The sequence below is a fragment of the Mucilaginibacter lappiensis genome (assembly GCF_050433765.1).
Classification (GTDB): domain Bacteria; phylum Bacteroidota; class Bacteroidia; order Sphingobacteriales; family Sphingobacteriaceae; genus Mucilaginibacter; species Mucilaginibacter lappiensis_A.
In genome coordinates this window covers 423360-434912 of sequence record NZ_JBNPWP010000003.1, presented here as the reverse complement: position 1 = coordinate 434912, position 11553 = coordinate 423360, and the positions used below count along the sequence as shown (strand labels likewise).

The 11553-nt window shown below is 41.5% G+C and carries 8 protein-coding genes and 1 riboswitch; of the genes, 1 reads left to right on the top strand and 7 read right to left on the bottom strand.

The window, feature by feature from the left end; genetic code table 11:
- Positions 1 to 15 precede the first annotated feature (15 nt).
- Entirely contained in the window at positions 16 to 1224 is a 1209-nt protein-coding gene (locus M2273_RS12005) for an efflux RND transporter periplasmic adaptor subunit (protein ID WP_429397042.1), read from the bottom strand.
- A gap of 151 nt (positions 1225 to 1375) precedes the next feature.
- A complete protein-coding gene (locus M2273_RS12000) occupies positions 1376 to 1975 on the bottom strand; it encodes a 2OG-Fe(II) oxygenase (protein ID WP_429397040.1) in 600 nt (199 codons plus the stop codon).
- A gap of 123 nt (positions 1976 to 2098) precedes the next feature.
- On the opposite strand from M2273_RS12000, the gene M2273_RS11995 reads away from it, so the two are divergent.
- Positions 2099 to 3433: a S41 family peptidase gene (locus M2273_RS11995; protein ID WP_429397038.1), complete on the top strand. Its 1335-nt coding sequence runs from the start codon at positions 2099 to 2101 to the stop codon at positions 3431 to 3433.
- Between the two features lie 31 nt (positions 3434 to 3464).
- Here the strand turns inward: M2273_RS11995 and M2273_RS11990 are convergent, their stop codons facing one another.
- From M2273_RS11990 to M2273_RS11970, 5 genes are all read right to left on the bottom strand, one after another.
- Entirely contained in the window at positions 3465 to 5450 is a 1986-nt protein-coding gene (locus M2273_RS11990) for a response regulator (RefSeq protein WP_429397037.1), read from the bottom strand.
- 291 nt (positions 5451 to 5741) lie between these two features.
- Entirely contained in the window at positions 5742 to 6884 is a 1143-nt protein-coding gene (locus M2273_RS11985; protein ID WP_429397035.1) for a DUF5074 domain-containing protein, read from the bottom strand.
- A 40-nt stretch (positions 6885 to 6924) separates the two neighbouring features.
- On the bottom strand, positions 6925 to 7863 hold the full coding sequence (locus tag M2273_RS11980) for a cell surface protein (RefSeq protein ID WP_429397033.1): 939 nt from the start codon (positions 7861 to 7863) through the stop codon (positions 6925 to 6927).
- A gap of 30 nt (positions 7864 to 7893) precedes the next feature.
- Positions 7894 to 9036, bottom strand: coding sequence for a DUF5074 domain-containing protein (locus tag M2273_RS11975; protein ID WP_429397031.1), 1143 nt, complete (start codon positions 9034 to 9036; stop codon positions 7894 to 7896).
- Between the two features lie 4 nt (positions 9037 to 9040).
- Entirely contained in the window at positions 9041 to 11026 is a 1986-nt protein-coding gene (locus M2273_RS11970; RefSeq protein ID WP_429397029.1) for a TonB-dependent receptor, read from the bottom strand.
- Positions 11027 to 11218: 192 nt separating this feature from the next.
- A riboswitch (cobalamin riboswitch) is annotated at positions 11219 to 11419 on the bottom strand.
- Between the last annotated feature and the right edge of the window lie 134 nt (positions 11420 to 11553).

Below are 11553 nucleotides of genomic sequence, written 5' to 3'. Positions count from 1 at the left end.
TAAATTAAAAATGAGCTATTTAAGGTTACCGTAAACAGATACAGCGCTAACCTCGGTAGGTTTAATAGTTGTACTGTCTCTTAAATTATTGGAGCTTTCCAACACTATTTTATCGCCGGCATGCAGGCCTTCAGTTACTACATAAAACTGACCGGCGGTGTTATCCATTACCTTAATAGCTACGTTTTTTATTTTATTTTTACTGTCAACCACGTACACAAACCGTTTGTCCTGCAGTTCATACGTAGCGCTTTGCGGAACCAGCAATCCCGATTTGATGGTATTTGGTATTCTTACTGTCGCGCTGCTTCCGCTGCGGATAAGCCCTCTTGGATTGATAAACCCGGCCCTCACATTGGCCGCTCCGGTAGCTGTATTAATTAACCCGTTCACCGTTTCAACCCGGCCGCTATGCTCATAAGTTGTGCCATCGGGCAATATAAGCGACACGTTAGGCAGCTTGCTTAACTTCGATTTAAAAGTGGTTGCGCCTGTGCTATCCTTGCTAAAATCAAGCAGTTGCTTCTCATTTAAGGCAAAGTAGGCGTAAATATTGGAGGTATTGTAAACCGTTGTTAAAGGATCAGTAGTGGTGCCGGTTACCAAACTACCCAGTTTATATGGCAACGCACCAATAACACCATTTACCGGACTTGTTATAGTAGTATAACCCAGGTTAACTTTAGCATTTACCAGGCTTGCTTTAGCCTGCGCCAAAGCCGCAGCTTTTGATTGCTGCGTGTATTGGGCCGATTCCAGTTCATAATGACTGATGATATCTTTTTCAACCAACGGCTTCACTTTGTTCACCTGCATGTTGGCCAGGCTCAGATCGGCCTCGGCGGTTTTAATACCAGCCTCGGCGGTACGGACTTCCTGTTCATACTGCGGCGCGTTTATTTTAAAAAGTAACTGGCCTTTGGTTACAATGGAGCCTTCATCAACAAATATTTTTTCTACATAACCATCAACCTTGGGCCTGATCTCAATATTTTGCTGGCCCTGTATACTTGCCGGATAATCAACGTTTAAAGTGGCAGGGCGTGGTTGCAAGGTGAGCACTTTATAATCCAATACTTTTTCGGCCTGGCCATTAGCTGCCTGCGATTTATTATCGCCACAGGAAGCCAGCGCAGCTATTGATAAAATAGCGGCAGAAAGCAGAATCAGGTTTTTAGGCAAAAGTATGTTATTGTTTTTGCAGGATATTTTTAAGGACATCATAGGTAAAATAATCGTGAAAAATATAGGGCATAGCACTACAAGCCGCTAAATACGGAATAAATTTTTAGTTAGACAGTTAAAAGTTGTTAATGTTACAGCCTATTTTTCAACCATATGGCCGATAAATGGGAAGCAATATGCATAAAAATAATTAAACAGACTTTACTTTTAGCCACCCGGTTATACTCATCCGGGGTTTGTTGGTACATAATACTTCATGTTCCATTTCGCTGCTTTTAAAAAAAACACTTTTTCTGTTTTCGGGCGATATATTTTGCAGCCCATTACTATGATGGATACATAATTCGCCACCATCGGCAGCTAACCAGCCGGGGTTTAAGTAAATGATCATGGAATACTTACGGTCGCCATTGTTCCTGAACTGATCAAGGTGCTTTTTGTAGAAACTGCCCGTATCATACATGGTATAATGAAATTCATAACCGGTAATGCCGGTATAACAGGTACTGTTTAAATGACTTACAAAGCTATCCATCAAATTAAAGAAATCATTTTCATGCGGATCGTTGTGCTTGCGGTCGAGCCAGTAAATGCTGTCGCCCCTTACTAATTTATTGTGTACCACCAATGTATCATTGCCTGTTCCCGCAGCCAGGAGCAGTTTTTGGTTATACAAGGCAAGCAGGTTCCCCTTCAGATCGGCAGCGAGAGCCGAGCTTAAAAAGTGGTTGGCTATGCCTACATTATTATCAATAAAGCTATCGATGAGTTCATTAAATATCTTTTGCAATTAGCTATAGTTTAGCAGCACGGTGAGTAGTATTTGGTGAAGATACCTTTAATTTATGGTTATTATCGGGGATGGCTTGTAAGGGGCTTGCCAAACAATAATAACTTGATTATAATTGACTATATGAAAAACATCTTAACCCTTATAATCACTTTAACATTATTAGGCCCGCAAAGCTGTATTGCACAAAAAAAAGTGATTTTAAATCCCAAACAGGTTAAAATGGTAATTGACACCCTCGGTAAAAACCTGATCAGTTATTATGTATTTCCTGACAAGGCTTTAAAGATAGATGAGTATATAAAAACCCAATACAAAAAAGGGACTTACAAAAACATAACAGACCCTCAAGAACTGGCCGATAAATTATATGCGGATATTAAGCTTGTTCATTTTGATCCGCATATGGGTGTTAGTTATAACCCTGATTTTGAAAAACAACACGCAAAAGAAAAAAATGCGCCTCAAAAATCAACAGACAGTATTGCTGAACTAAACCGGCTAAAGGAAACTAATTTCAACTTTAAAAAAATGGAGATCCTGTCCGGTAATGTTGGCTATCTGCAGTTTAATCAGTTTGTTGCCGATATTAAAAATGCTAAACCAATACTGGCAGCTGCATTTACTTTCTTATCAAACACCAAAGCTTTAATTATTGATTTACGCTACAACGGAGGAGGTGATATAGATATGGTAAGTCAGATTGAAAGTTATTTTTTTAAACAAAAAACCCACATGAATGATGTGGTGAACCGGCTCGGCAATGACACAACCCTTTTGTACGCTGATCCTAAAAAAGCAGATGGACTTACCTTATCTATGCCTGTATATATCCTCACCAGTAAGCGAACTTTTTCTGGTGCCGAAGATTTTAGCTATGCCATGCAAAGTGTAAAAAGAGCAACTATTGTGGGCGATACCACCGGGGGTGGCGCGCATCCGGTTAACACATTTTCAATAACAAACGGACTGGTTGCTTTTATTCCATTTGCCCGTTCGTTAAATCCCTACACGCATACCGACTGGGAAGGCACAGGTGTTATTCCTGATATTGCCGTTCCATCAACCAATGCATTGGAGAAAGCGCTGGAAACTATTTACACAAACCAATTGAAGAGCGCTAAAAACAACGATGAAAAAAAAGCCATTGAATGGCAGTTGCATCGCTTAAACGTGTATCATTATTTAAAAATTGATGCTAAAACATTGGAGCAATATACCGGCACCTATAATAGCGGTGGTTTAAACTTTTATGTAAAAAATGGTGCATTATATTGCAAAAACAAACAGGGCAAAAACTATACGTTTGAATTAGTACCCATTTCCAGCTCGGTATTTACATGGGGCGAAAACACGGAACTTGAGGCTGAATTTATAAAAGATACCAATGGTAATTTTATAAGCATACACATATTAGGGCCTAATGGCATACTTGCTACTATGAACCGCGACAATTAATAATCATGTTGCGATAGGCGTGTGGCATGACTTACGCATTAATTAAAAACGACATTATTTTTTGGTTCAGGTCCTGCGAGTCAAAAGGTTTGGCTATAAAATCATTCATGCCATAATCAATACATTTTTCCATTACCTCTCTGGTGGCATGGGCCGTTATAGCAATAATGGGAATGTTACGCTTTTCATCGCCACTATTCCTGATGGCTGCTGTGGCTTCATATCCGTTTAACTCCGGCATATCCAGATCCATCAGTATAATATCATAATTATTTTTACTCAGCATTTCAAGCGCTATCTTTCCATTATCGGCTACATGCACCTGGTAGCCGCGTTTTTCTAAAACTTTAATAATGAGCAGCTGGTTAAGGTGGTTATCCTCAGCAACCAAAATACTGGCGCTTTTTCTTTCTTCTTTTAGGTGGAAACTACTATCAATATCGGTAAGCTGAAGTTGACCCTCCAATATAGGCCCGTGTTTATAGAAAGGCAGTAAGAACCTAAAGTCAGATCCTTCGGGAGTGCTTGATTTTATAAATATATCCCCCCCATGCAGGTCGACCAGGTTTTTAGCCATGCTGAGCCCCAACCCTATACCACCCAGTTCATGATTTTGCCTTAACTGATCAAGGCTTTCAAATATTTTACCATGTTTTTCAACAGGGACACCAATCCCTGTATCCTGAATGCTAAACCCTATCCATATAATATCCAGCGTGTCGTCAATAACATATGCCTCCACAAAAACAGAACCTACCGGTGTATATTTTACAGCATTTGAGATCAGGTTTAATAAAATATGGCTCAAACGCACCTCGTCCCCAAAAACCATTTTCGGAACATCAGTGTCAATACGATGGCCTATTTGTAACGATTTTTTGTTCACCTCCGGTTTTAACATGGATATGGCATTGAAAACAATGTTGTGAATGTTGATAGGCTTTCTCTCCAGTTGTACGTTGCCGGCTTCTATTTTTGAAAGATCAAGGATGTTATTTAGCAAACCTTTCAAAAACTCGCCCGATTTTATGATAGCCCTGATATATTCACTCTGCTCGTTATTCATTTCTGATTCTTCAAGCAGCCCGGCAAACCCAACAATGGCGTTCATGGGCGTTAAAATTTCATGGCTCATATTGGCAATAAAAACCTGTTTAATTTTTTCGGATGCCTCCGCCCTATCATTTTGTCTTCTTTCTTTTACCTGCGCATCTTTTAAAGCAGAAATGGTGTGCTCCAATTTATTGGTCATTTGGTTAAAGGCCATTGCCAAAACCCCTATCTCATCACGCGAGTACACCTTTACGCGGGTATTAAATAATTCTTTCGATACCATTTCGGCCCCGATGATGATCTCTTTTAACCCCCTTTGAATACCCTGACTTATAGAAATGGCAATAAGTATCCCGATGGACTCAACGGTAATGGCAAGCATGATCAATAGGTCAAGTACAAGATTTTCAAACCAGCGTGACCCTTCACCCAAACTATAGGAAAAACCATCCTCCATCGGTGTGATCTGGGCATCAATACTTTCCATATATTGCAGAAAGTGGCTGGTCTCTACCGGTGTTATTTTTCCTAAAATTACCTTACAGTGCAGTTGCTTGCTAACAGGGATCAGCTTCAGCATTATCCCCTCGGCTTTTTTCCAATAAAATATAGTTTGTTTTAAATATTTTATCTCGCTAAACCGAAGCATTAGTTTAATCATACCATCAATATCATCAGGATGGTTACGGCCGGCAAAAAAACCTTTGCGGGCCATTTCATAATTGGGCGGCGTTTTTTCAAGGGCGGCTCTTGCCGCGCCATCACCTAAAGGCACCTTTAAAAATTCCCGAAATTCCTGGTAGTCTTTTTCATTATGCGAGTAGGCATAGATGCGCAAATGCGACAAGGCGTCCTTTTGCGCTTTTGACCAAAGTCCCTCGCCCCCAACATAGGAACGTACTGCAGAAAGTGTTTTTATGGCAAAACTAAGGGTGAATAATTCTACTATGATCAAAAAAGCCATTATACCAATGGTAAAGTATAACTTTCTTGCAATTGGAATATCCTTAAACCATTTTACTAAAAAAAATGACTGCATTTTGCGGCTAAATATGTAAGTTTTTCAACCTTTAAAAATAATTCAAACCGCAGTAGTATTTCCGTTCATAAATTGATATAAAGTTCAATTTATTCACAACAGCATTCATTTGTTTTTATTGTTCAGTTTATAATAATAGAAAATACACAAAAAAAGGCCGCCCGCAGGCAGCCTTTTTTAATAACTATGTACTATTGCAATTATACTAAAACTAAATTAATGAAATACTGCTACAGCCGGAAAATAGTAACCGGTAAAGGCAATGTCATTTATTTGCGCTCCGGTTGCCGCGTTATAAAAAACAAGGTCGTTAAAGCTAAAGTTTGTAGTGAAGCCTGAGTGAACCGTATTAATGATCAATTGATTATGAATGCCATCATAACCCACTCCCGAGCCATATAACTCCCTGCCTGCAGGTACAGTTACAAACGGTGTTGTGAACGATGCACTGTTTGTTGCAGTATACTTATAAACCTGTGTACCGCCAGAGAACGTTGCGTTGCGGGCAATAAAAACTGCGTTTTCGGTAGTTGAAGCTGTTATGGAGCCTGGGTGCCACGCAGCCCATGAACCGTAGATAGAGAAAGGAACGGTTATCGTTTGTACCGCTAAAGTAGCCGGATCAATACGGATAAGCTGAGTACCACCGGCGGCCCATACTGCGCCATCGGGCGTATGGGTAAATGCGCACAGCATACCGGTGATGGTTTTAACAACCGCGTTGGTCGACGCGTTAAGCACTACAACCCCGTTTGATTGCGACAGCACAAATACATAATTGCCTGCCTTTATCATATCGCCAACCTGGCCGGTAACACCGCTTAGTTTTGTACCCAAGGCCAGCGTACTTAAATTAATTGGATAAATACCTGAACCGGTGCTCAGCAAGCCTTTAGTGGCATCAATACCCACAAACGCCCTAAAATCATTAGTGCTTTTGGCGGCAATGCGGGCAATTTCTTTTAAAGTATGTGAATCGGCTACTACAAAAGGGCCACCAACTTTACTCACCAGGTATAATCTGTCGTTAAAAATGGTGCCGTACTCCAGAGTACTGCTTGTAGGGTTAAGGTTTTTACCGGGATTTTCTTTAGTAAAAAGGCTATCAGAAATAACGCCTGTTCCAAAATCATAAAAGCTTACGGTGCCGGTTCCGTGTCCGTACCAGCCTTCATTTATCAGGAAAAAGCCGTTGTCATATTTACCTACGGCCTGTACTTTAAGTGTTTTCGCCGTTGCCGAATTTACATCCTGCATAGGATTGACAGCATCCTTTTTACAGGAGCTCACCATGCCCATAAGCAGTACCGGAAATGCATAAGGCAACAATTTCATAATGGTAGATTTTTTCGTGTTCATTTTTTTAAGTTTTAAGATTATTGTTCAGATTATTTATGGTTTATTGATCGTCTAATTTTACAATGCTCAGGTCGGCCACGCCTGTAACCTCGGTCGATTGCTCGCCCAGCCAGCCCATGTCATACAGTACACCGGTTTGTATTTTGATAAAATCAACCCCCTTTAACTTTACGCTTACGCCGTTTTTGTCAATAGCGTTAGAGATATCAACCTTATCGCCGCCTGAGGTGTTATCGGCATAACCAAAATCAAAAGACCGGCTAATGATGTAGTCGGGATTACTGTCATCAATATTTGTGGATGGTAATAATGAGCCCTTAAGTGTGTAAGTACTCCCGGTAACCCATTTAGGGAAATATGGCTGCGTGTTGTATATGTTTCTTTTTATATAACCTCTGTTACCGTGGTTATCTCTCCAGGGCACATCGCTGGTATCATTTTTAGGATGGGTATAAGTTACTGTGTAGTTACGCACGTAACCCTCCTGATTATACTTACTGCCTCTTAGCTCGTACCAGGTATCATCGGGCTTGCCATTACCGTTTTTATCATCCATAACCCATATTATCCCGGGCTCGGCAAAAAGATTGAAGGCGTTACCAAATACAATAATATCGGGCTTGTTGTAACCATTTAAAACCGTATGATCAAAACCATACACCACATAGCCACCCCAGGCTCCAAGGGTTAACAGGTTATCTTTCCCTTTTAAAATGGTTTTTGCTACTTCGGCGGTTCCAAAGCCGGTGTTAATAAACTGGCCGGGGGCTGGCGTATATTCAAAAAACTGGGTTACATAAGGGTTACTGTTTGCTGTTACCGGCCGTATAGGTGCTATTGGGGTAGCGGGAGTTACCGGTTTTTCTGGTTTCACAGGATCAACCGGGTCCTGATCTTTTTTACAGGATGCCAGTATGGCAAGGCTAAGCAAAACCACCATTGATAGCGTTTTGCTGTAGTTTAGGTTTGTTTTTATCATTTTTTTAGTTTCTATTTTTATATAAAGTGTTTAATAAGCAAATGCAAAATGCGCGGGGATATCGCCCGCGGTTACCGACCATTTTTTCTTTCCGTTAACATCAAAGCAGTATAGCGTTCCGGGGGTTACATAATCTTTGGCATCGGTAACCAATACCTCTTTTGTAATAGGATTTACGGCGATACCATAGGGTACTTTTATCTGTGTTTCGGTTCCGTCGGTAATAAACTTGCGGTTAATCACGGTTTCGTCCTTCACGTTAAGCATGGAGTAGGTTGTTACATTTCCACCGGTTATATAGCTAAATTCATAGCTGTACATGTAGGCTATGTCATCATCTATCCACAGGTTGCTCACACCAAAATCAAATTCCTTTTTAACCTGGTCGGTTTTTGTATCGATCACAAACAGTTTGGATGGGATCTTATAATAATCGCCTCTTGAGGTTACATAGATATCGCCATACTTGTCGGCCTTTACACGATCAAGGTTAATGGCTACGTCTATGCGTTTCAGCTCGGTAAATGTGGCCAGATCAACCACCGAAACGGTGCGTTCATAATTTGGCGGACTGTATCCGCCGGAGTTGGCCACGTACAGCTTTTCGCCCACTATGGCCATTTCTTCGGGCTGCCGGCCAACGGTAACTTTACGGGTTATCTGCAAGCTCGCGGTATCTATTTCATCAACCGCGCCATTTGGGGCATTGGGGTCGCCCACCTTACCCAGATAAGCGCTCACATAAGCTTTACCATTATGGAAAGTAACGTAACGGCAATTGGCTATGGTGATAACCGAAATACGCTTACCTGTACGCGCATTCAGGATCTCCACTTTGTTTGATACATTAAACACCACGTAAACTTTTGAGCCATATATGCCAATATCATTGCCCACATCGCCCAAACCTTTGGTTACCTCGGGGTTGGTTTGGTTATAGATATTCCGGCGGTACTCGCCCGTAGTATAATCCAGGTAATCAAGCGAAGCTTTATTCATGTTCATATTCCCCTCGTTAAGCAAGTAAAAACCTTTTACCACACTGGCAGGATCGGCGGGCAGCAGTGTTTTAACCTCCCCGGGGATTGGCTGGGCAGCCTTACGGCATGAGCTGTAAATCAGGATCAGGCATCCCAACAACAAGCATTTGATAGTATAATTTATGTTTTTCATAGGTTTAAAAAGTTGAACTTATAGTGAACCGGTAATTGCGCCCCGGCAACGGGAAATTGTATACTACATCATAGTACTGGTTAAACAGGTTATTTACCTCGGCGGTAAGTTTTAGCTTATGTTTATTGTACCTGGTTGTATAGGTAAGCCCTGCATCATGAGTGTACCAGGGCGGCATATAATTTGCCAGTTCATTAGCTTTTTGGTTATACCTTTCGCCGGTATAGATATAGCTGTAGGTAAATGTCAGTTTGCGCCATTCGGCGGCTATTAGTACAGAGCCGCTGTTAACCGGGGTATATGGGATCTGTTGATTATAGTTAAAATCGTTTTTATCGGTTACATCAACAGCCTTTTGGTAAGTGTAGGCTATACCGGTATTAACAAATACATCATATAATATTTGCCAGGTTGCCTGCGCGTTAATGTCTATTCCTTTAATATGAACCTTGCCCAGGTTAATTATCGACCATCTGCCCAGGTCAGCACCCGGAACAGCTACGATCTTATCTCTAACCTGGTTGTAATAAGCATCAGCCTGCAGCGCAAAATATACCAGTGTTTGTTGGTGCAAGGTTTTATTATAGGTAAAACCAACATCATACTGTTTATTAAATTCGGGCTTTACAGCGGCGTAGCCTACAAAGGTGTAGTACAGGTCATTAAAGGTTGGCAGCCTGAAAATACTTTTATAAAATCCGCGGATCCTGAAGTCGGGGTTTTCAGTTGGCTGCCAGGAAAGCAGCAGCGCGGGTGTATATTCTCTTTTTTTGTCGGAGTTACTTTCTATCGAAACCTTATCGTTAACAAAGGTGCCCAGTAAATTGGCCTGCACATTAAGGCGTTTAAAATGCAGCTCGGAAGCCAGCGCGGTTAACAGGGTATTGCGTACAGGAGGCGCAAAACCATATTTGGCCGAGTCATTTTCTGTAATGTGCAGCGTGTTCCACTGGTAATCAGCAGCTAAGGCAACATCCCAGAATTTATTGATCCGTAATTTGTTGGCAACAGAAAAGTAGAGCTCATTCTCATAATATCGGTCATTGAGCAAACCCGTTGTTGTGGTAATATCAGGGTTAACATAATGGCTGTAGGTATTGGCATACTTGCCACTTACCATTAAGCTATACCGATCACTAAATTTTTTATTGTATGACGACTGAACAAATACATCCCGGTCCCAGAGCCGCTCATGCGAGTCAAATTTGTTGGATACTATGGCAGCGGGCAATCCGCGTTCTGAGTTGTATAAATATCCCTTAACCGCCCATTTGCTGCTGTCTTTGAGCTTGCCATTTAAACCGGCTTCTACACGCTGCGCGTCGATATCTCCGTTTTGCCTTACCGCGGTTGTATCATAAACCCCGTTAGTGTACCTGAACTTATAGCGCCCGTTGGCATGTACAAGCTCTGTACTAATGGTGCTGTAAACATTATCGCTCAGCTTATATTGCCAAAAGAACGAAGGGTTTAACAGTCCGGATGAGCCTGTTTTAAAACTGATCTTCCCGGTTGAACTACTACCGGGCTCAAACTGGGGTTGCCTGGAGGTAAGGTAAATGGCACTGCCTGCCGAAAAACCTTTTGCCGATTGAAATATGGTGCCTTTTTGTGCATTATATAAAGCTATCTCTTCAATATTGTCAAGCGAGAACTTGCCAAGATCAACCTGCCCGTTCTGCGAGTTGCCAAACTCAACCCCATCATAAAAAACAGCTACATGGTTACTACCCAGGCTGCGCACATTAATGGTTTTTAAACCGCCAATGCCACCATAATCTTTTAGTTGTACCCCCGAAAAAAAGCGGATAGCATCGGCTACAGAAAAGCTGTTTAGTTTTTCTAACTCGGCGCCTTTTAATACCTGTAGCGGCGTGGCCGATGTATTGCGCGATGAGATCCTGCCTGCACGCACAGAAACCTCTTTAAGATGATGGTTTCGTAAAGTATCTTTTGATGATGAGCGGATGGTATCGGCATTTTGCGCCATTAAATTGCCGCAAAGTGAGCCTTGTATTGCTACAAGGCAAGCCGACAACAATAGAAGGCACAAATATTTGTACAGGCGTTGCAATATTTTCTGTTCGTAAAAAAATTAAACAAACAGCAAACAGGGTATAACAAATGGAAATACAACACACGTGAGGTATCCTCATTCCAGCTTCAATCCCCGAAAGCTATGAATACTTATAATGCAATGGCAGGTCTTCTGACTTACTCCCTGCTTATCCGGCCTTCCCATCCGCCCAAGGCGAACAGTGGCTAAAGAATGGATAGCGGTTAACGGAGCTTACAGCTGCGGGACAGTTCCGGAATTACACCGGATTCCCTTTTAATCCCTAAACAAATAAATGCTCAGGGAACCAAAAGCGACGCAAATATAGAATAAAAAATATGGGTAAATTTATTTATATATCCCCAATTGTGGGGAGGAAGAAAAGTAAAGTAAAAGCCTCGAACAGTAACAAGAATTTCTCCACAGTTAGGAGCCTTAGGGTTCATTCCCCCTTCAGAGTA

What these genes read in the sequence shown, in the direction of transcription:
- M2273_RS11995 (WP_429397038.1), top strand. Translation starts at nt 2,099, where the DNA reads ATGAAAAACATCTTAACCCTTATAATCACTTTAACATTATTAGGCCCG.
- M2273_RS11985 (WP_429397035.1), bottom strand. Translation starts at nt 6,884, where the DNA reads ATGAACACGAAAAAATCTACCATTATGAAATTGTTGCCTTATGCATTT.
- M2273_RS11990 (WP_429397037.1), bottom strand. Translation starts at nt 5,450, where the DNA reads ATGGCTTTTTTGATCATAGTAGAATTATTCACCCTTAGTTTTGCCATA.
- M2273_RS12005 (WP_429397042.1), bottom strand. Translation starts at nt 1,224, where the DNA reads ATGATGTCCTTAAAAATATCCTGCAAAAACAATAACATACTTTTGCCT.
- M2273_RS11980 (WP_429397033.1), bottom strand. Translation starts at nt 7,863, where the DNA reads ATGATAAAAACAAACCTAAACTACAGCAAAACGCTATCAATGGTGGTT.
- M2273_RS11975 (WP_429397031.1), bottom strand. Translation starts at nt 9,036, where the DNA reads ATGAAAAACATAAATTATACTATCAAATGCTTGTTGTTGGGATGCCTG.
- M2273_RS11970 (WP_429397029.1), bottom strand. Translation starts at nt 11,026, where the DNA reads ATGGCGCAAAATGCCGATACCATCCGCTCATCATCAAAAGATACTTTA.